The sequence below is a fragment of the Cellulomonas flavigena DSM 20109 genome (assembly GCF_000092865.1).
Taxonomy (GTDB): domain Bacteria; phylum Actinomycetota; class Actinomycetes; order Actinomycetales; family Cellulomonadaceae; genus Cellulomonas; species Cellulomonas flavigena.
On record NC_014151.1, the window covers coordinates 1,764,286 to 1,784,372 of the forward strand.

17 protein-coding genes are annotated in these 20,087 nt (G+C 75.0%); all 17 read left to right on the forward strand.

Annotation, left to right across the window (positions count from 1 at the left end):
- The first annotated feature begins 407 nt into the window (after window positions 1–407).
- The 17 genes from mraZ (at window position 408) to CFLA_RS08085 (ending at window position 20,077) form a co-directional block, all read left to right on the forward strand.
- Complete coding sequence (gene mraZ, locus CFLA_RS08005) at window positions 408–881, forward strand: division/cell wall cluster transcriptional repressor MraZ (protein ID WP_013116819.1); 474 nt, start codon at window positions 408–410, stop codon at window positions 879–881.
- A 274-nt stretch (window positions 882–1,155) separates the two neighbouring features.
- The gene (rsmH, locus tag CFLA_RS08010) at window positions 1,156–2,157 is read left to right on the forward strand and encodes a 16S rRNA (cytosine(1402)-N(4))-methyltransferase RsmH (protein WP_013116820.1); all 1,002 of its coding nucleotides are present in this window, start codon (window positions 1,156–1,158) and stop codon (window positions 2,155–2,157) included.
- The gene (ftsL, locus tag CFLA_RS08015) at window positions 2,154–2,573 is read left to right on the forward strand and encodes a cell division protein FtsL (RefSeq protein ID WP_013116821.1); all 420 of its coding nucleotides are present in this window, start codon (window positions 2,154–2,156) and stop codon (window positions 2,571–2,573) included. Before rsmH ends, ftsL begins: the two co-directional genes overlap by 4 nt.
- A gap of 212 nt (window positions 2,574–2,785) precedes the next feature.
- Window positions 2,786–4,648, forward strand: a complete 1,863-nt coding sequence (locus CFLA_RS08020) for a peptidoglycan D,D-transpeptidase FtsI family protein (RefSeq protein ID WP_245530321.1) — start codon at window positions 2,786–2,788, stop codon at window positions 4,646–4,648.
- A gap of 23 nt (window positions 4,649–4,671) precedes the next feature.
- Window positions 4,672–6,234 (forward strand): UDP-N-acetylmuramoyl-L-alanyl-D-glutamate--2,6-diaminopimelate ligase, encoded by a 1,563-nt coding sequence (locus CFLA_RS08025; RefSeq protein WP_013116823.1) that lies wholly within the window; start codon window positions 4,672–4,674, stop codon window positions 6,232–6,234.
- Window positions 6,231–7,661, forward strand: a complete 1,431-nt coding sequence (locus tag CFLA_RS08030) for a UDP-N-acetylmuramoyl-tripeptide--D-alanyl-D-alanine ligase (protein WP_013116824.1) — start codon at window positions 6,231–6,233, stop codon at window positions 7,659–7,661. Before CFLA_RS08025 ends, CFLA_RS08030 begins: the two co-directional genes overlap by 4 nt.
- Window positions 7,658–8,740, forward strand: coding sequence for a phospho-N-acetylmuramoyl-pentapeptide-transferase (gene mraY / locus CFLA_RS08035; protein WP_013116825.1), 1,083 nt, complete (start codon window positions 7,658–7,660; stop codon window positions 8,738–8,740). The genes CFLA_RS08030 and mraY overlap by 4 nt, the downstream gene beginning before the upstream one ends.
- Window positions 8,741–10,213, forward strand: a complete 1,473-nt coding sequence (gene murD / locus CFLA_RS08040; protein WP_013116826.1) for a UDP-N-acetylmuramoyl-L-alanine--D-glutamate ligase — start codon at window positions 8,741–8,743, stop codon at window positions 10,211–10,213. It begins immediately after the preceding gene.
- Window positions 10,210–11,433 (forward strand): putative lipid II flippase FtsW, encoded by a 1,224-nt coding sequence (ftsW, locus tag CFLA_RS08045; RefSeq protein WP_013116827.1) that lies wholly within the window; start codon window positions 10,210–10,212, stop codon window positions 11,431–11,433. The genes murD and ftsW overlap by 4 nt, the downstream gene beginning before the upstream one ends.
- Window positions 11,426–14,113, forward strand: coding sequence for a UDP-N-acetylmuramate--L-alanine ligase (gene murC / locus CFLA_RS21180; RefSeq protein WP_013116828.1), 2,688 nt, complete (start codon window positions 11,426–11,428; stop codon window positions 14,111–14,113). Before ftsW ends, murC begins: the two co-directional genes overlap by 8 nt.
- A gap of 344 nt (window positions 14,114–14,457) precedes the next feature.
- On the forward strand, window positions 14,458–15,306 hold the full coding sequence (locus tag CFLA_RS08055; protein WP_013116829.1) for a cell division protein FtsQ/DivIB: 849 nt from the start codon (window positions 14,458–14,460) through the stop codon (window positions 15,304–15,306).
- Window positions 15,307–15,524: 218 nt separating this feature from the next.
- Window positions 15,525–16,805 (forward strand): cell division protein FtsZ, encoded by a 1,281-nt coding sequence (gene ftsZ, locus CFLA_RS08060; protein ID WP_013116830.1) that lies wholly within the window; start codon window positions 15,525–15,527, stop codon window positions 16,803–16,805.
- A 4-nt stretch (window positions 16,806–16,809) separates the two neighbouring features.
- The gene (pgeF, locus tag CFLA_RS08065; protein ID WP_148234318.1) at window positions 16,810–17,595 is read left to right on the forward strand and encodes a peptidoglycan editing factor PgeF; all 786 of its coding nucleotides are present in this window, start codon (window positions 16,810–16,812) and stop codon (window positions 17,593–17,595) included.
- A gap of 172 nt (window positions 17,596–17,767) precedes the next feature.
- Window positions 17,768–18,247, forward strand: coding sequence for a cell division protein SepF (locus CFLA_RS08070; protein ID WP_043598910.1), 480 nt, complete (start codon window positions 17,768–17,770; stop codon window positions 18,245–18,247).
- 3 nt (window positions 18,248–18,250) lie between these two features.
- Window positions 18,251–18,529, forward strand: coding sequence for a YggT family protein (locus tag CFLA_RS08075; RefSeq protein WP_013116833.1), 279 nt, complete (start codon window positions 18,251–18,253; stop codon window positions 18,527–18,529).
- 177 nt (window positions 18,530–18,706) lie between these two features.
- Window positions 18,707–19,381: a DivIVA domain-containing protein gene (locus CFLA_RS08080; RefSeq protein WP_013116834.1), complete on the forward strand. Its 675-nt coding sequence runs from the start codon at window positions 18,707–18,709 to the stop codon at window positions 19,379–19,381.
- A 243-nt stretch (window positions 19,382–19,624) separates the two neighbouring features.
- Complete coding sequence (locus tag CFLA_RS08085; RefSeq protein ID WP_013116835.1) at window positions 19,625–20,077, forward strand: TraR/DksA family transcriptional regulator; 453 nt, start codon at window positions 19,625–19,627, stop codon at window positions 20,075–20,077.
- Window positions 20,078–20,087 lie beyond the last annotated feature (10 nt).

A 20,087-nucleotide genomic window follows, 5' to 3' on the forward strand; every position in this document is an offset into this window, starting at 1 on the left:
GCCGCACCACCCGAACGGCCGCACGGCCCGTCACCCGCGGGTGACGGGAACCGTCCTCCCCACTTCCCTCCCCCCGGCGCACCCGGAGCGTTCCACGGGCGTCGACCCGCCGTCGGATTGGGGGAGTTGTCCCCGGTTCGTCCGGAGATGCGGGCGCGGCGAACGATTTCCGCGGCGTCGTGACGCGCCGCGTGCCCCACTTCCCTCCACCGCGCTGACCTGCGCAGACGCTCACCGGACGGGTGAACTTGGCCTCTTGACAAGAGCGTGGTGGAGGGAAGTGGAGTACCGTGGAGGCACGTGGAGAGACCGGGAACGGTCGGGGTCGCGGGGGTCGTCCGCAGGTCCGGGACGGCTCCACCAGCAGGGGGCCGACGCACGGTGAGGACGACCAGGAGGGGAGTGAGGTGTCGCATGACTCGACAGGCGCATTCGGCTCCTTCGCGCCCTTCCTGGGCACGTACACACCGCGTCTCGACGACAAGGGCCGCCTCATCCTCCCGGCGAAGTTCCGGCCGCAGCTGGCCGGAGGCCTCGTCATGACGCGCGGTCAGGAGCGCTGCCTGTTCGTGCTGCCGATGGACGAGTTCCGTCGGATGCACGACCAGCTCCGCACCGCACCCGTCACGAGCAAGCAGGCGCGTGACTACCTGCGTGTGTTCCTGTCCGGCGCGAGCGACGAGCTCCCCGACAAGCAGGGACGCATCTCCATCCCCCCGATGCTCCGGACGTACGCCGGTCTCGACCGCGACGTCGCCGTGATCGGTACGGGCACCCGTGTCGAGATCTGGGACCTCGCCGCGTGGGAGACGTACCTCGCGGAGCAGGAGGCGGGGTACGCCGACACGACCGAGGAGGTCTTCCCGAACGGCCCCTTCTGAGGCCGTCGGTCGGCCCCCGGGCCGCAGGTCGTCCCGTCCGCCCCACCGTCCGCCCCCGCGGCCGGTGCGGTCCCGCTCACCCCGCACCCTCACCCGCCCGACGAGACCTCCCCCCGTCCGCTCTGACGCCACTTCCCCGGCGCCAGAGGGTCGGTGGGGGATCTGGCCGGACGGTGGAGGGATCGTCCGGCCATCTGCATGTATCAGCAGTCACACCAGCCACATCTGTCACACCAGCACCACACCGCGGCACGGTTCCCAGGGAGGGAGGACGATGGACGAGCAGACGGCCGACGCCGCGTCGCGGCACGTCCCGGTCCTCCTGGAGCGCTGCGTCGAGCTGCTCGCCCCCGCGCTCGCGGCCCCGGGTGCGGTGCTGGTCGACTGCACGCTCGGCATGGGCGGGCACACCGAGGGCGTCCTGCGGGCCATCGAGCACGTGCGGGTCGTCGGCATCGACCGCGACCCGCAGGCGCTCGCCCTGGCGAGCGAGCGCCTGGCACCGTTCGGCGAGCGGTTCACCGGTGTCCACGCGGTCTACGACGAGATCGGTGACGTCGTCGAGCGGCTCGGTCTGCCGGGCGTCCAGGGCGTCCTCATGGATCTCGGCGTCTCCTCGCTGCAGCTCGACGAGGCCGAGCGCGGGTTCGCGTACGCCCACGACGCGCCGCTCGACATGCGGATGGACCCGACGACCGGGCCCACGGCAGCCGACGTGCTCAACACGTACGACGAGCGCGACATCGCGCGCGTCCTGCGGGTCTACGGCGAGGAGCGGTTCGCCGCCCGGATCGCGCGCGGCGTCGTGCGGTTCCGCGAGCGGACGCCGCTGACGCGCACGTCCGAGCTCGTCGACATCGTCCGCGCGGGCGTCCCCGCTGCGACGCGGCGCACCGGAGGGCACCCGGCCAAGCGCACGTTCCAGGCGCTGCGGATCGAGGTCAACGGCGAGCTCGCGGCGCTCGAGCGCGCGCTGCCGGCCGCGATCGACGTGCTCGCCGTCGGCGGACGCATCGTCGTCGAGTCCTACCAGTCGCTCGAGGACCGTCTCGTGAAGCGCGCGCTCGCCGCGGGTGCCACGTCGAGCGCACCGCCGGACCTGCCGGTCGAGCCGGTGACCCACGCCCCCTACCTGCGGCTGCTGACGCGCGGGGCCGAGGAGGCCGACGAGGCCGAGCTCGCCCGCAACCCCCGCGCCCAGTCCGTCCGCCTGCGAGCCGCCGAGCGGCTGCGACCCACGCCCGACCACCTGCGCACCCCGAGGAGAGCCGCATGAGCGCCCTGCCCCAGGCCGCCGCCCGCACGGCCACCACCCCGGCGTACCCGCTGCCCGCGCGGCCGGCCGCGACCCCCAGGCCCCGCCTGCGGGTCGTCGGTGCCCCCGCCCAGGCCCGTTCGCGCGCACCGTTCGTGCTCGCGTGCATGGCGGTGCTCGCCGGTGCGCTCCTCACGGCGCTGCTGCTCAACACGCAGATGGCGTCGCTCGCGTTCGAGCGCTACGAGCTGTCCAACGAGCTCGGTCGGCTGCGTCAGGACCGTATGGACCTCGTCGCGCAGCACGACATGCGGTCCTCGCCGACGCAGCTCGCGGCCGAGGCGCGCCGCCTCGGCATGGTCGAGGCCAACGGCACCGGCTGGCTGCGGCTCGCGGACGGGAGCGTCCAGGGGGCCCCGGCACCCGCGGGCGGATGAGCACCCGCTCGACCGGCGTGCCCCGGCAGGCCACGGGCCGGCAAGGCGCACGTCGTCAACCCGCCCCGCGGCGGACCACGACCCGGCAGCCCGCGGGTGAGCCGGCCGCCCGGCAGCGCGGGGCACCGGGCCGTCCGGCGGCCAGGACCACCGACGCGCCGGCGCCGCGCGTCGCGCCGGCCCGGGAGGCCGGTCGTGGCACCGTGGGCGCCGTGAGCGAGCGCACCGGTACCGTGCCGCGCCGGCGGACCGCCGCCGCCGCGGAGCGCTCGCGCGTCGCCCCGCGCCGGCCGGCGCCCGCAGGCACACGCCCCGTGCGCCCACCGGCGGCCCCGGGCGCCCCGCGCACCGTGGTCGCGTCGCGCGCGCGCATGACGGCGGTCCTCGTCGTCCTGTGCCTCGTCCTGGTGACCTTCGCGGGTCGCCTCGTGTACGTCCAGGTGGTGACGGGGCCGGAGGTCGCCGCGATCGCACGCGAGAAGCGCATGGCGACCGCCCAGGTGCTGGGTGCACGGGGCGAGATCACCGACGCGGGCGGCGTCGTGCTCGCGACGTCGGTCGAGCGCTACCGCGTCGTCGTCAACCAGAAGCAGGTCGCGACGTACCGTGCACGTGGCTCGTCCGACGGGCTGGACGGTGCCGCCGGCGTCGCGTCGCGACTCGCGCCCGTCCTGGGTCTCAACCCCGCCGAGCTCGGGGGTGACCTCGTGGGTGACCGCGGGTACGTCGTCGTCGCGCGCGACGTGCTGCCCGACGTGGCCCGCGCCGTGCGTGCGATGCGCCTGGACGGCGTCGGCGTGGAGAAGGTCGCCGACCGCGTCTACCCGAAGGGCACGGTCGCGGGCAACATCGTCGGCTTCGTGAACTCCGAGGGGGAGGGCCTGCAGGGCCTGGAGTTCGCGCTCGACGAGCACCTGCGTGGCACGGCAGGGCAGGAGCGCTTCGAGAGCGGACGTCGGGGCCAGCCGATCCCGGGCGGTGTCAGCGAGGCGAACCCCGCGCAGGACGGTCGCTCGGTGCGCCTCACGCTCGACTCGGACCTGCAGTGGAAGGCCGAGGAGCAGCTGCGGGCCAAGGTCGCCGAGACGGGTGCCGACGGCGGGACCATCGTCGTCATGCGACCGACCGGTGAGGTCCTCGCGCTCGCGGACTCCACGGCGTTCGACCCCAACGCTCCCGGTGACCGTGCGACCGAGGGGCTGTCGCCGAGCGTCGCCGACATCTTCGAGCCCGGCTCGACGAGCAAGGTCGTGACCATGGCGGCCGCACTCGAGAACGGCCTCGTCGGACCGACGGACCGCTTCGAGGTCGCGGACCGGTGGCGGACGCCGCAGGGCGAGACGATCAAGGACTCGCACGACCACGGCGTGGAGAAGCTCACCGCCACCGGCATCTTCGCGGAGTCGTCGAACGTCGGGACCGTGCTCATCGGCGAGCGGCTCAGCAAGGACCAGCGGTACCAGTACCTGTCGGCCTTCGGCTTCGGCAGCCGGACGGGCATCGAGGTCCCGGGGGAGTCCCGCGGTCTGCTGCGCACGCCCGACGACTGGCACGGGCGTGACGAGTACGCCGTGCTCTTCGGGCAGGCGGTCGGCGTCAACGCGCTGCAGGTGGCGAGCGTCTTCGCGACGATCGCCAACGACGGCGTGCGCGTGCCGCCGCACCTCATCGCGGGCTGGACGTCGCCGGACGGGGTCTTCGAGCCCGCCGCGCCGCGGGAGGGCACGCAGGTCGTCTCCCAGCAGACGGCGGCCACCGTGCTGTCGATGATGGAGAGCGCCGTCGACGACGGCACGGGCGGCAACGCGGCGATCCCCGGCTACCGCGTGGCAGGCAAGACGGGCACGGCGCAGCGGTTCAACCCCAGCGGGTACACGGCGTCGTTCATCGGCGTCGCGCCGGCGGACGACCCGCAGGTGGTCACCGCCGTCGTCCTGCACAACCCGCGCTCGTCGATCTACGGCGGCACCGTGGCGGCCCCGGTGTTCTCGGCGGTCACCGGGTACGCGCTGCAGCAGCTCGGCGTCGCGCCGTCGGGGGCGCCCGCGACCCTCTTCCCCACGACGTGGGAGTGAGCGGGCGGGGTAGATTCCTCCCCATGACGTCCCCCCTGGGCCGGCTCCGTCCCGAGCGCCCGCCGGTCCGCAGGGTCGAGGACCTCGCGGCCGACCTCGACCTCGTGACCGTCGGCGCCCCGGCTGCCGGACTGACCTTCACCGGCGTGACGATGTCGAGCACCGACGTCGAACCGGGCGACCTGTTCGTGGCCGTCCCGGGCCTGAAGGTGCACGGTGCGCGGTTCGCGGCCGACGCGGTCGCGCGTGGCGCGGTCGCCGTGCTCACGGACGACGACGGTGTGGCGGCGGTCCCGCCGGACGTGCCCGTGCTCGTCGCCCACGACCCGCGGTCGCTCGCCGGGCCGGTCGCGTCGTGGGCGCTGGGGAACCCTGCGTCCCGGCTCGTGACCGTGGGCGTGACAGGGACCAACGGCAAGACCACGACGACGTACTTCGTCGACGCGGCGCTGCGCGCGCACCACGCACGGACCGCGGTGCTCGGCACCGTCGAGCTGCGGATCGGCGACGACGCCGTGGAGAGCCCGCGCACCACGGTCGAGGCCCCCGTGCTGCAGGCGCTGCTGGCCGTCGCCCACGAACGCGGCGCCGGGGCCCTGACCACCGAGGTGTCGTCGCACGCGCTCGCGCTCGGTCGCGTGCTCGGCACGCGCTTCGACGTCGTCGGGTTCACCAACCTGCAGCGCGACCACCTCGACTTCCACGGCGACATGGAGGGGTACTTCCGCGACAAGGCGCGGCTGTTCGCCCCCGAGCAGGCGCGGCGGGGCGTCGTGGTGGTCGACGACGCGTGGGGCCGTCGGCTGGCCGAGGAGGCGGCGATCCCCGTCGAGACCGTGAGCACGCACGTCGGCGCCCCCGAGGCGGCCGGCGCCACGTGGGCGGTCGTCGAGGCGGACGTGGGGCTCGACGGCGTCGGGTCGCGGTTCGTGCTGCGTGGCCCCGACGGCGCGCGGCACGTGGCGCACAGCCCGCTGCCCGGCCTGGTCAACGTGTCGAACGCCGCGCTCGCGATCGTGCTCGCGCACGCCGCAGGCGTCCCGCTGGCCACCGCGATCGAGGCGGTCGGGGGCGCCCACGCGATCCCGGGGCGCATGGAGCGCGTCGTCGAACGCGGGGACGGCTGGCCGCTGTGCCTCGTCGACTACGCGCACACGCCCGACGCGCTCGTGCTCGCCCTCGAGGCCGTGCGACCCATCACGCCCGGGCGCCTCGTCATCGTGTTCGGGTCCGACGGCGACCGGGACCGCGGCAAGCGCCCGATCATGGGGGAGATCGCCGCGCGCCTCGCCGACGTCCTCGTCGTCACCGACGAGAACCCGCGCTCGGAGGACCCCGCGTCCGTCCGGGCCGCCATCCTCGCGGGCGTGCGCGACGTGCGCCCCGACCTGGCCGACGTGCACGAGGCGACCAGTCGTGCGCAGGCCATCCGCGACGCCCTTCGTCTGGCAGGTCCGGACGACACCGTGATCGTCACGGGCAAGGGCCACGAGCCGACCCAGGAGATCGCCGGCGTGTTCCACCGCTACAACGACCGTGACGTGTTCCTCGCGGCCCGCGCCGAGGGCCGGGAGCAGCCCGCGTGATCGCCCTCACAGCGGCCGAGATCGCGGCCGCGACGCGCGGCACGCTGAGCGCGACCGACCCCGGGCACGTCGTCACGGGGCCCGTCGTGACCGACTCCCGCGAGGTGGAGCCGGGCGGGCTGTTCGTGGCGCTGCCCGGTGAGCACGTCGACGGGCACGACTTTGCGGCCGGCGCGGTCGCGGCGGGCGCCGCGCTGGTGCTGGCCGCCCGCGCCCTGCCGGGCCTGCCGTGCGTCGTGGTGCCGGACGTCGAGCGCGCGCTGGGTGACCTGGCCCGCGCGGTGCTCGCACGGCTGCGTGACGCGGCCACGCTGCCCGGCGGCAGCGGGCTGCGCGTCATCGGCGTCACGGGCTCCGTGGGCAAGACCACGACCAAGGACGTGCTCGCGCAGCTGTGCGGCGCGGCGGGTCCGACCGTCGCTCCCGTCCGCTCGTTCAACAACGAGATCGGTCTGCCCCTCACGGTGCTGCGCGCCGACGAGCAGACGCGCTTCCTCGTCCTCGAGATGGGGGCGAGCGGCCCGGGGCACCTGACGTACCTCACGGACATCGCGCCCCCCGACGTCGCGGTCGTCCTCGTCGTGGGGCAGGCGCACCTCGGGGGGTTCGGAGGCGGCATCGACGCCGTGGCCCGGGCGAAGTCCGAGATCGTCGCGGGTCTGCTGCCCGACGGTGTGGCCGTGCTCAACGGCGACGACCCGCGGGTGCGCGCGATGGCGGACGTCGCGCCGGGTCGTGCGGTGCTGTTCGGTGCTGCACCCGACGCGGAGGTCCGCGTCGAGGACGTGCGGCTCGACGCGCTCGGTCGCGCGACCTTCCGGCTCGTGCACGTCGTGGGCGAGGACCGCCACGCGCGCGACGTCGCGCTGCGTCTCGTGGGGGAGCACCACGTCCACAACGCGCTCGCAGCCGCGGCCGCGTCGCTGCAGGTGGGGCTCACGCTCGACGAGGTGGCGGCGGGCCTCACCGCCGCCGACGCGCTGTCGCCGCACCGCATGCACGTCGTCGACCGCGCCGACGGCGTCACGGTCGTCGACGACTCCTACAACGCGAACCCGGACTCGATGCGCGCCGCCCTCAAGGCCCTCGCGGTCATCGCCGGTCGCGAGCGCCGGTCCGTCGCCGTCCTGGGCGAGATGCTCGAGCTCGGCGACGAGCACCGCACCGCGCACGACGCGATCGGGCGGCTCGTCGTGCGCCTCAACATCGGGCTGACGGTCGTCGTCGGGGAGGGCGCGCGCGCGATCCGCGACGGCGCCAACCACGAGGGCTCGTGGGGTGACGAGGTCGTGCTCGTCGACGACGTCGACACCGCCGCGGCCTTCCTCGCCCAGGAGCTGCGCGCGGGCGACGTGGTCCTCGTGAAGTCGTCGTACGGCGCGGGCCTCTGGCGCCTCGGGGACGAGCTGGTGGAGCGCGGCGCATGAGGGCCGTCCTCATCTCCGGCGGTGTCGCGATGCTCGTCGCACTGCTCGGCACGCCGCTGTTCATCCGCTTCCTGATCCGGCGGCAGTACGGGCAGTTCATCCGCCAGGACGGTCCGACCGCCCACTTCACGAAGCGCGGCACGCCCACGATGGGCGGCGTCGTCATCATCGGGGCGACGCTCATCGGATGGGCCGCGGGCCAGGTCCTGACGGGGACGCGACCGAGCGCGTCCGCGCTCCTCGCGCTGTTCCTCATGACCGGGCTCGGCGTCGTCGGGTTCCTCGACGACTTCATCAAGATCTCGCGGCAGCGCTCCCTCGGACTCAGCCCGATCGGCAAGATCGTCGGCCAGGGTGCCGTCGGCATCACGTTCTCCGTGCTCGCGCTGCAGTTCCCGAACGAGCAGTTCCGCACGCCGGCCTCGACGCGCATCTCGTTCATCCGGGACACGAACCTCGACCTGGCGTTCGCGGGCGTCACGGTGGGCCTCGTGCTCTTCGTGATCTGGGCGAACTTCCTCATCACCGCGTGGTCGAACGCCGTCAACCTCACCGACGGCCTCGACGGGCTCGCGACGGGCGTCTCGCTCATCGTGTTCGGCGCGTACGTACTCGTCGGCGTGTGGCAGTTCAACCAGACGTGCCAGTCGCTGCTGTCCGCCGGTCCGCGGTGCTACGAGACGCGTGACCCGCTCGACCTCGCGGTCGTCGCCGCCGCGGTGACCGGCGCACTGTTCGGGTTCCTGTGGTGGAACGCGAGCCCCGCGCGGATCTTCATGGGCGACACCGGGTCGCTCGCGCTCGGCGGCGCGCTCGCGGCGCTGACGATCCTCACCCGCACCGAGGTGCTCGGCGCGATCATCGGCGGGCTGTTCGTCGTCATCGTGCTCTCGGACGTCATCCAGATCGGCTTCTTCAAGATGACCGGCAAGCGCGTCTTCAAGATGGCACCGCTGCACCACCACTTCGAGCTGTCGGGGTGGGGCGAGGTGACCATCGTCATCCGGTTCTGGATCATCGCCGGCCTCTTCGTCGCGCTCGGGGTCGGCATCTTCTACGCGGAGTGGGTGGCGCAGTAGGTGGACGCACGGTTCGACGGTCGCACCGTCCTGGTCACCGGGCTCGGCGTCTCGGGTCGCGCGGCTGCGCAGGTCCTGCGGGACCGCGGCGCGCGCGTCGTGACGTTCGACGAGCGCGCGACGGACGCCGACGTCGCCGACGTCGCGTCGCTCGTCGCCGACGACCTGGGCGGTGCCGACCTCGTCGTCACGTCCCCCGGCATGGCGCCCGCGCACCCCGTGCTCGCCGCCGCGCGCGAGCGGGACGTCCCCGTGTGGAGCGAGGTCGAGCTCGCGTGGCAGGTGCGCGTGCCGCGGGACGGCGGTGCAGGCGAGCCGGCGCCGTGGCTCGCCGTGACGGGCACCAACGGCAAGACGACGACCGTCGGGATGCTCGAGTCGATCCTGCGAGCCGCCGGCCGGCGCACGCTCGCGGTCGGCAACGTCGGGACGCCGGTCGTGCTCGCAGCGGTCGACCCGGCGCTCGACGTGCTCGCGGTCGAGCTCTCGAGCTTCCAGCTCCACCACACCGTCTCGATGTCCGCGCAGGCCGCCGCCGTGCTCAACGTCGCCCCCGACCACCTCGACTGGCACGGGTCGCTCGCCGCGTACGCCGCCGACAAGGGCCGGATCTACGAGCGCGCCCAGGTCGCGTGCGTCTACGACGCGTCGGACACCACCACCGAGGACCTCGTGCGGCAGGCCGACGTCGTCGACGGCTGCGTGGCCGTCGGCTTCACGCTCGGCACGCCCGGCGTCGGCCAGGTCGGGCTCGTCGACGACGTGCTCGTCGACCGCGGGTTCGCGCGGCTGCGGCACACGCACGCCGCCGAGCTCGGGACGCTCGCCGACCTCGCGCAGCTCGCGGGGCCGGCGGGCGTCGTCCCCCCGCACGTGGTGCGCAACGCGCTCGCCGCCGCCGCGCTCGCGCTCGCGCACGGCGTCGACCCGGTCCACGTGCGCGACGGGTTGCGCGACTTCGCGCCGGGAGCCCACCGCATCGCGACGGTCGGCCACGTCGAGGGAGTCGCGTACGTCGACGACTCCAAGGCGACCAACGCGCACGCCGCGTCGGCGTCGCTCGCGGCGTTCGAGCCGGCCTCGGTCGTGTGGGTGGCCGGGGGGCTGGCCAAGGGTGCCGAGTTCGACGAGCTCGTCGCGGCGCGGCGCGACCGGCTGCGCGGGGTCGTGCTCATCGGCGTCGACCGCGCGCCGCTGCGCGCCGCCCTCGCCCGACACGCGCCGGACGTCCCCGTGATCGAGGTCGACGCCGGTGACACTGAGCCGGTGATGACCCGCGCGGTGGACGCTGCGCGCCGGCTCGCCGCCGGCGCGCCCGCCGGCATGCCGGTCACGGTCCTGCTCGCGCCCGCGTGCGCGTCGATGGACCAGTTCACGTCCTACGCCGCGCGCGGTGACGCGTTCGCCGCGGCCGTGGGTGCCCTGGGTGGTGCCGACGCCGGTCGGGAGCGGCCACCGGACGGTCGCGCGTGACCGCGGCCGCGGCCGGCGCGCCGCAGCCCCGCGAGGCCTCGCTGCTCGGGACGTGGAACTCCGCGGTGACGAGCTACTACCTGCTCCTCGGGACGACGTTCCTGCTCGTGGCCATCGGGTTGGTCATGGTGCTGTCCAGCTCGAGCGTCGAGTCGCTCGCGGCGGGGGACTCCGCGTACGCGGTCTTCCTCAACCAGGCGCGCTTCGCGCTCATCGGCCTCCCGCTGCTGCTCGTGGCCTCGCGGCTGCCGGTCCGGGTGGTCCGGGCCGCGGCCTGGCCCGCGCTGCTCGCGGCGATCGGGTTCCAGATGCTCGTGTTCACGCCGCTCGGCCGCGGCGAGGGCGGCAACCGCAACTGGGTCGCCCTGCCCGGGTTCATGGCCCAGCCGTCCGAGCTCCTCAAGGTGGCCCTCGCGGTGTGGATCGGAGCCGTCCTGACGCGCAAGCTGTCGCTGCTGCACGAGTGGAAGCACGCGTTGGTTCCGGTGGTCCCGGTCGCCGGTGCGGCGATCGGCGTCGTCCTCCTCGGCCGCGACCTGGGGACCGCCCTCGTCATGTGCCTCCTCGTCGCGGGCGCGATGTTCGTCGCGGGCGTCCCGGTGCGGGTCATGGGCCTCGCCGGGGCGATCGCGGCCGGCGGGGTCGCGCTCCTCGTGATCGGCAGCGACAACCGGATCAACCGCATCACGGCGCTGCTGTCGTCCGAGTGCGACGTCTCCAACGAGTGCTACCAGAGCCTGCGCGCCAGGTACGGCCTCGCGACGGGCGGCGTGAGCGGCGTCGGCCTCGGTCAGAGCGCCGAGAAGTGGTCGTACCTGCCGGCCGCGCACAACGACTTCATCTACGCGATCCTCGGAGAGGAGCTCGGCCTGGTGGGCACCTTGCTCGTGCTCGGTCTGTTCGCGCTGCTGGCGCTGGGAATGGTGCGGATCATCCTGCGGCACCCCGACCCGTTCGTGAAGATCACGACGGGCGCCGTCTTCGCGTGGATCATCGGGCAGGCGGCGGTCAACATCGCCGTCGTCATCGGCCTGGCCCCGGTGATCGGCGTGCCGCTGCCGCTGGTCTCGGCGGGTGGCTCGGCGCTGATCATGACGATGGCGGCGCTCGGGCTGCTCCTGGCTTTCGCACGCTCCGAGCCCGGCGCCGCCGAGGCGCTCGCCGCGCGCGCCTCGGTGGTGCGGCGCTCGCTCGCGGTGATCGGACGGGTCCGTGGCTGACGCGACCTCGGTGCTCCTGGCAGGCGGCGGGACGGCCGGGCACGTCAACCCGCTGCTCGCCGTCGCCGACGAGCTGCGCCGCCGGCACCCCCGCGGCCGGTTCGCGGTGCTGGGGACCGCCGAGGGGCTCGAGGCCCGCCTGGTGCCCGAGCACGGCTACGACCTCGCGGTGGTGCCGCGCGTGCCGCTGCCGCGACGTCCCACCGCGGACTGGGCGCGGCTCCCGGGGCGGCTGCGCGCGGCGGTGCAGGCGGCCGACGACGCGATCGACGCGATCGACGCGCAGGTCGTGGTCGGGTTCGGCGGCTATGTCGCGACACCCGCGTACCTGGCAGCGCGCCGCCGCGGCCTGCCCGTCGTGGTGCACGAGCAGAACGCCCGACCGGGGCTGGCCAACCGCCTGGGCGCCCGGTGGGCGGCGGCGGTGGCGGTGACGTTCCCGGGCACCGCGCTGCCCGGCGCCCAGGTGACGGGTCTGCCGCTGCGGACCGCCGTGCAGGACCTGGTGAGCGCGCGCACGGCCGACCCCGGGGGCACACGTCGCGCGGGCGCGGAGGCGCTCGGCCTCGACCCGGCGCGGCCCACGCTGCTCGTCACGGGCGGTTCCCTGGGTGCCGTGAGCGTCAACCGTGCCGTCGCGGGCGCGGCCGGCGCACTGCTCGCGACGGGTGCGCAGGTGCTGCACCTCACGGGCCGCGGCAAGGCCGACGAGGTCCGTGCGGCGCTCGTCGGGGTGCCTGGTGCCGAGCGCTACCACGTCCTGGAGTACCTGACGGCGATGGAGCAGGCGCTCGCGGTCGCGGACGTCGTCGTGGGCCGGGCGGGGGCCGGCACGGTGTGCGAGCTGGCCGCGCTCGGCATCCCCGCGGTGTACGTGCCGCTGCCCATCGGCAACGGGGAGCAGCGCCTCAACGCGGCCGGCGTCGTCGGCGCGGGCGGTGGTGTCCTGGTCGACGACCGGGACCTCACGTCCGACTGGGTCCGCGCCCACGTCCCGGTGCTGCTGGGCACGGGCGACGCCGCGGAGGTGCGCGAGCGCATGGGCGCCGCCGCCGCCCGGGTCGGGGTGCGCGACGGCGCGGCGCGGGTCGCCGCGCTCGTCGAGGCGCAGCTCCCGGCGCACGTGCGGGCCTCCTCGCCACCGTCGGTGCCCGTCCCGGCGCACACGCCCGCCGTGCCGGACCCCGGTGAGCGCGGCCCCGTCACGCTGGCCGACCTGGGGCGCGTGCACCTCGTGGGCGTCGGCGGCGCGGGCATGTCCGCGATCGCGCCGTTGCTCGCGGCGCGCGGCCTGAGCGTCAGCGGATCGGACGCCCACGACGGCCCGGCCCTGGCCGGGCTGCGGGCCGCCGGCGTCGAGGTGCACGTGGGCCACGCGGCCGCGCACGTCGAGGACGTCGACTCGCTCGTCGTCTCGTCGGCGGTGCGGTCCACGAACCCCGAGGTCGTCCGTGCGCGGGAGCGTGGCGTGCCCGTGCTCCACCGCTCGGAGGCGCTCGCCGCGCTCATGGCCGACCGGGACGCGGTCGCGGTCGCCGGGGCCCACGGCAAGACCACGACCTCCGGCATGCTGGCCGCCGCGCTCGTGCACGCGGGCGCCGACCCGTCGTTCGCGATCGGCGGCGTCGTGCGGGCCACGGCGGGCACCCTCGGGGGTGCGCGTCACGGCGACGGCCCGTTCGTGGCCGAGGCCGACGAGTCGGACGGTTCGTTCCTCGCGTACGAGCCGCTGGTCGCCGTCGTCACCAACGTCGAGCCGGACCACCTCGACCACTACGGGACGCGCGAGCGCTTCGAGGCCGCGTTCGAGCGCTTCGCCGACCGGGTGCGGGACGGCGGTCTGCTCGTGGCCTGCGCCGACGACCCGGGCGCCGCCCGGCTCGTCGCGGCCGTGCGGCACCGGCTCACCGAGCGCGGCGTGGCGCTCCGCACCTACGGCACGTCGGCGGACGCCGACGTGCGCGTGGGGGAGAGCAGGTCCACCCCCGACGGGCGGTGGCGGGTCGTCCTGTCGCCGCGCGACGAGGAGCCCGTCACGCTCCACCTGCAGGTCGCCGGCGCGCACAACGCGCTCGACGCGGCCGCCGCGTGGTGCGCGCTGCGGCGTCTCGGCGTGGGCTCCGCGGAGGCGGCGGCAGGGCTCGACGACTTCGTCGGCACGGGTCGCCGGTTCGAGGACCGGGGGACGGCCGCCGGCGTGCGCGTCGTCGACGACTACGCGCACCACCCCACCGAGGTCGCCGCGCTGCTGCGCGCCGCGCGGCAGGTGGCAGGCGACGGTCGCGTGCTGGTGCTCTTCCAGCCGCACCTGTTCTCGCGGACCCGCACGTTCGCCCGCGAGTTCGGCGAGGCGTTCGACCTCGCCGACGCCGTCGTGGTCACGGACGTGTACGCCGCGCGCGAGGACCCGGACCCGTCGGTCACCGGTGCGCTCGTGGTGGACCGCGTCCCGACGCCCGGCAAGGCGCAGTTCGTGCCCGACCGGCTCGACGCCGCCCGTGCGGTCGCCGCCCTCGCGCGCCCGCGCGACCTGCTGCTGACCGTGGGCGCCGGCGACGTCACCGAGCTCGGACCCGTGGTCCTCGCGGAGCTCGAGGCGGCCACGGGCGGCGCGGCGCCGGACCCGGCCACGGCCGGTACCCCCGCTCCGACGGACCCGTCGGGTGGGGCGCGGCCGTGAGCCCGCAGCGTCCGCCGGCACCGCGTCCGGGCCGCCCGGCCGCCGCCCGCCCCGCCGCACCCCGCCGCACGGTCACCCGCCGGCCGGCGGATCCGGAGGCGGGCGCGGCGGGCCGGGGGAGCGCGGGGGGACGCGCCGGGGACGGCGGACGGCCGGCGGACGGTGCCGCGACGTCGACGGGCGCCGCGCCCCCCGCACGGACGCCCCCGGGTACCGGCACGCCGAAGGACGTCCGCCCGCCGACGGACGCGCGTCCCCCGAAGGGCGCCCGAGGGTCCCGCGACGCGCGCACGCCGAAGGACGCGCGGGCCTCCCGGGAGGGCGCGCCACGGCGGGCGGGTGGGGTGTCGACGGGCGCCGTGCCGGTGGCGGCGCCCGCCCCCGCCACGGGCCCCACGCGCACGGTCACGACGTACACGACGCGGCGGTTCTCGGGGCCGGTGCGTCCCGCTGTCGTCTCCACCACGTCGCGCGAGCGCTTCGAGGAGCGTGCGCGCGCCCGCCGCAACCTCGCGCGCCGTCAGGTCCTGGGCACCGGGGGTGCCGTGGCCGGTGCCGGCGCGTTGGGCTGGGTGCTGCTGTTCTCGCCGCTGCTCGCGCTCGACCCGCAGCAGGTCGAGGTCACCGGTGCGGGCACGGTCGTCGCCGTCGACCAGGTGCTGGCGGTCGTCACCGAGCGGGCCGGCACGCCGCTGCCGCGGCTCGACGCGGTGGGCCTGCGTGACCGGGTGCTCGAGGTGCCCGGAGTGCGGGAGGCGCGCGTGGTGCGCGACTGGCCGCGGGGGCTCGCGGTGCAGCTCGTGTCGCGCGAGCCGGTCGCGGCCGTGCCGCAGGACGCCCCGGGGGCGGGTCTCGTCCTGCTCGACGAGCAGGGTGTGCAGGTCGGTCTCGCCGACGCGGCGCCGGCGGGTCTGCCGGTGGTCGACGTCCCGGTGGGCGACCGGCGCACCCTCGGTGCGGTCCTGGGGGTGCTCGAGCAGCTGCCGCCCGACGTGCTGGCGCAGGTCGAGTCGGTGGCCGCGCGCACGCAGGACACGGTGACGATGCAGCTGCGCGACGGCGGGCCGCGCATCGACTGGGGGAGCGCGGACGAGACGCCGCTGAAGATCGCGGTGCTGGCGCGGCTGCGAGCGGCGGCGCCGGAGGCGTCCGTGCTCGACGTCTCGGCCCCGCGCATGCCGATCACCCGGTGAGGCCCGGGGGCGCGCGTCGGCACGAGTGCACGACACGCGCGCGCCGGTCGTTGATCCGGCGGAGGACGCCACCTAGCGTCACGTCACGAGAGCACACCTGACATAACTCTAACCCTCAACCTGAGGGTGAAGGTTCACCAGCACGACCCGCGTCCCGCGTGTCGGGACCAGCACGAGCGGCCCGGCACGCCGCGACCCGCGAACGAGAGGCACCCACCGTGGCAGCTCCGCAGAACTACCTGGCGGTCATCAAGGTCGTCGGCATCGGCGGGGGCGGCGTCAACGCCGTGAACCGCATGATCGAGGTCGGCCTCAAGGGTGTCGAGTTCATCGCCGTCAACACCGACGCCCAGGCGCTCCTCATGTCGGACGCCGACGTCAAGCTCGACGTCGGCCGCGAGCTCACGCGCGGCCTGGGCGCCGGCGCCGACCCCGAGGTCGGCAAGAAGGCGGCCGAGGACCACGCGGAGGAGATCGAGGACGTCCTGCGCGGCGCCGACATGGTCTTCGTCACCGCGGGCGAGGGCGGCGGCACCGGCACCGGCGGCGCGCCCGTCGTCGCGCGGATCGCGCGCTCGCTGGGCGCCCTGACGATCGGTGTCGTGACGCGCCCGTTCACCTTCGAGGGTCGCCGTCGCTCGGTGCAGGCCGACGCGGGCATCGACGCGCTCCGCGCCGAGGTCGACACCCTCATCGTCATCCCCAACGACCGGCTGCTGTCGATCTCCGACCGCTCGGTCTCGGTGCTCGACGCGTTCCACTCGGCCGACCAGGTCCTGCTGTCCGGTGTCCAGGGCATCACCGACCTCATCACGACGCCGGGTCTCATCAACCTCGACTTCGCCGACGTGAAGTCCGTCATGCAGGGCGCCGGGTCGGCGCTCATGGGCATCGGCTTCGCGCGCGGGGAGGACCGTGCCGTCCAGGCGGCCGAGATGGCGATCTCCTCGCCGCTGCTCGAGGCCAGCATCGACGGTGCGCACGGCGTGCTGCTGTCGATCCAGGGCGGCTCCGACCTCGGGCTGTTCGAGATCAACGAGGCCGCGCGGCTCGTGCAGGAGGCCGCGCACGCCGAGGCCAACATCATCTTCGGCGCCGTCATCGACGACGCCCTGGGGGACGAGGTGCGCGTCACGGTCATCGCCGCCGGGTTCGACGGGGGCGGGCCGGTCCAGCGCCGGGACGCGCGCGCGCTCGGTCAGGTGAGCGGTGCCACGGCACGTCAGGTGCCACCGGTCGCCTCGGTGGCGAGCCTGCCGACCGCTGCCGCGGTGCCGACGCCGCGTCCGGTGCACGTGCCCGACGAGGACCTCGTCCCCGTCGGCACGACCGGCCGGGCGCCGGCACGACCGGGTGACGCCCCGCGCGAGGTGCCGGCCTTCCTGGCGACGCAGGCAGAGCCCGCTGCGTCGACCGGTGCGCTCGAGGTGCCGCGCGTGCTCGCCGAGGAGACGCGGCGAGAGCGCGACGAGCTCGACGTGCCCGACTTCCTCAAGTAGGTCGGTGGGGGCGGGACCGGGCCCGGTGGGCGACGTGGTGCTCGACCTCGCGCCGCTCGGGCCCGGCGTGCTCGCGGGCTTCACGTCGCGCGCCGGCGGGCGCTCGACGGGGCCGTGGCACGGGCTGAACCTCGGAACCCTCGTGGGTGACGACCCCGACGCGGTGGCGGCGAACCGCGCTGCGCTCGAGCGCCGAGTCGGTGCTCGCCTGGTCTTCGCGACCCAGGTGCACGGGGCCGACGTCGCCGTCGTGGGACGGCACGACGAGGGTGGCGTCCGCGCCGACGGCCTGGTGACGACCTCGCCCGACGTCGCTCTCGGCGTCTACGTCGCGGACTGCGCGCCCGTCCTGCTCGCGGACCCGGTGGCCGGGGTCGTGGCCGCCGCGCACGCCGGGCGCCCGGGCCTCGTGGCGGGTGTGCTGCAGGCGACCGTCGCGCAGATGGTGCGCGCCGGTGCCGACCCGGTGCGGGTCGTCGCTGCCGTCGGACCGTGCATCGCCGGGTCGTCCTACGAGGTCCCTGAGGCCATGCGGGACGACGTCGCGGCGGCCGTCCCGGAGGCGGCGTCGTGCACGTCGGCGGGGACGCCCGGGGTCGATCTGGCCCGCGGCGTGGCCGCCGTCCTGCGACGGTGCGGGATCGACGTCGTGCACACCGACGGCCGGGACACGTACGCGGATCCGGCGCTCTACTCCCACCGCCGAGCCGTGCACGACGGCACGGGCGTGACCGGCCGGTTCGCCGGCGTCGTGCGTCTCCTCGACGCCCCTCGTCCACCGCGGGGGTGACGTCGCGCAGCGGCTCGCCGACACGCCCGCGTGTCGACGGGCCGGTGCACGCGCCCGTTGCTAGCGTGACGGCGCTGGGACGTCTCGTCACCGTCACCGGCTCCGGTCGAGCGGAGCGGTGGACGGGCGGGACGCGCGAGTCGGGGAGGCCCGGCGGATGGGAGACGACGCGATGGCCGGAGCGCTGCGCAAGACGATGCTGTACCTCGGCCTGGCCGACGACCGGTCCGACCACGAGGAGTACCTCGAGGAGTACGAGGAGGCGGAGGTCGCCGTGCCGGAGGACACCTACGAGGCGCAGGTGATGCCCCTGCACCGCACGCCGCGCGTGCAGGCCGCACCCGCCCCCCGCGAGACGGGGGACCTGCGACGCATCACGACGATCCACCCGCGGTCGTACAACGACGCCCGCAAGATCGGCGAGGCGTTCCGCGAGGGGACGCCCGTCATCATGAACCTCACGGACATGGACGACGCGGACGCCAAGCGTCTCGTCGACTTCTCGGCCGGCCTGATCTTCGGGCTGCACGGTGCGATCGAGAGGGTGACCAGCAAGGTCTTCCTGCTGTCGCCCGCGCACGTCGAGCTCGCGGGTGACGCGGCGGCGGCACCGGACCCGGCGGCGCGCTCCGGCTTCTACAACCAGAGCTGACGCGTGGAGCTGATCACCGGACTGCTGTACCTGGTCGTCCTCGCGTTCTTCCTGCTGCTGCTGGTCCGTCTCGTGCTCGACTGGGTGCAGGTCTTCGCCCGTGACTGGCGTCCGAGCGGCGTCGCCCTCGTCGTGGCGGAGATCACCTACACGGTGACGGATCCGCCGCTGCGCGCGCTGCGTCGGGTGCTGCCGCCCGTGGGGATCGGTTCGATCCGCCTGGACCTGGCGTTCCTGGTGCTCGCGCTGACGTGCTCGCTCCTGCTCTCGATCCTGCGATGACGTCCGCCAGGCGCGAACGACACGCCGGGTAGTGCGTCGCGACACGCCGCGCTCAGCACGTGGCGCCGGAGTGTCGGGAGGCGTGCGCCGCCCGGATTCTCCGCTACCGTGGCCCGAGGCGGTCGGTGGACTGACTGCCGCCGGCCTTAGCCAGTACGACCGACAGAGGTGACGACGATGGCACTGCTCACCGCAGACGACGTCCTGAACAAGAAGTTCCAGGCGACGAAGTTCCGGGAAGGCTACGACCAGGACGAGGTCGACGACTTCCTGGACGAGGTCGTCAACACCCTGCGGGACCTCCAGGGCGAGAACGACGACCTGAAGACGAAGCTGGCCGCAGCCGAGCGTCGCATCGCCGAGCTGAGCCGGGCCGGCGCGCAGCAGCCCGCCCCGGCGCCGAAGCCGGAGCCGGTGCCCGAGCCGGCCCCGGTGCCCGCGCCCGCCCCGGCGCCGGCCCTGGTGCAGCCCCCGGTCCCCGCCGCCACCGCCCCGGTGCGCGGCAACGAGCCCGAGTCGGCCACCGGCATGCTCGCCCTGGCCCAGAAGCTGCACGACGACTACGTCCGCAGCGGCCAGGAGGAGTCCGACCGCCTCATCAACGAGGCGAAGACGCGGGCGAACCGCATCGTGCGGGAGGCCGAGGAGACGTCGCAGCGCACGCTCGGGCAGCTCGAGCAGGAGCGATCGCTGCTCGAGCGCAAGATCGACGAGCTGCGCGTCTTCGAGCGCGACTACGGGACGCGTCTGAAGAGCTACCTGGAGAACCTCCTGGGCGACCTCGAGAACCGCGGCAACGCCCTGCCGCCGCGCTCGGGCAGCCAGCCCGTACCGGAGAGCCAGAGCATCTGACCCGGGACGACGCCGCCGAGGACGCGTGCCTGTCCTCGGCGGCGTCGTCATGCCTGTCGGCATCGTGCGCCGGCGGCGCTGGACATCGTCGCGACGCTCCGGCGGCCGTCCGCTGCCCGTCGGGGCGCGCCCGCAGGTCCCCGCGGCGTGTCGCGCCACCGGCGTGCCCGGTGCGTGCTGTTGTGCCCGGACGCAGACGCGCATACAGTCGCGGCACTCGAGACGGGGGGAACGTCCGTGACCATGAACGACGCACTGAGCACACTGACGATGGGGTCCGACGAGCGAGCGGGGGCACTGGCTGCCGTCCTGCCCGTGCGGGACGGCGAGGTGCCGTGGACCCGGGACGAGGTGGACGAGGTCGCCGGCGAGCTCGCTGCCGACCGTGAGCGGCTGGCCGCCGAGCTGGCCGCGGCCGACGCCGAGCTGTCCGACCTGCTGCGCAACTCCGGCGACGGGGCGGGCGACGACCAGGCCGACTCCGGCTCGTCCGCGCTCGAGCGCGAGCACGAGCTGACGCTGGTGAACAACACGCGCGACCTGCTGGACCAGACCGTGCACGCGCTGGACCGGCTCGCGGCCGGTACGTTCGGCGTGTGCGAGTCCTGCGGGCAGGCGATCGGCAAGGCGCGCCTGCAGGCGTTCCCGCGCGCGATGCTGTGCGTGACGTGCAAGCAGCGCGAGGAGCGTCGCTGAGGCGCCCGTA

Excerpts from the sequence above, each read along its gene's own strand:
- CFLA_RS08025 (WP_013116823.1), top strand. The coding sequence starts at position 4,672 with ATGACGTCCCCCCTGGGCCGGCTCCGTCCCGAGCGCCCGCCGGTCCGC.
- rsmH (WP_013116820.1), top strand. The coding sequence starts at position 1,156 with ATGGACGAGCAGACGGCCGACGCCGCGTCGCGGCACGTCCCGGTCCTC.
- ftsL (WP_013116821.1), top strand. The coding sequence starts at position 2,154 with ATGAGCGCCCTGCCCCAGGCCGCCGCCCGCACGGCCACCACCCCGGCG.
- CFLA_RS08070 (WP_043598910.1), top strand. The coding sequence starts at position 17,768 with ATGGCCGGAGCGCTGCGCAAGACGATGCTGTACCTCGGCCTGGCCGAC.
- CFLA_RS08085 (WP_013116835.1), top strand. The coding sequence starts at position 19,625 with ATGAACGACGCACTGAGCACACTGACGATGGGGTCCGACGAGCGAGCG.
- CFLA_RS08080 (WP_013116834.1), top strand. The coding sequence starts at position 18,707 with ATGGCACTGCTCACCGCAGACGACGTCCTGAACAAGAAGTTCCAGGCG.
- mraY (WP_013116825.1), top strand. The coding sequence starts at position 7,658 with ATGAGGGCCGTCCTCATCTCCGGCGGTGTCGCGATGCTCGTCGCACTG.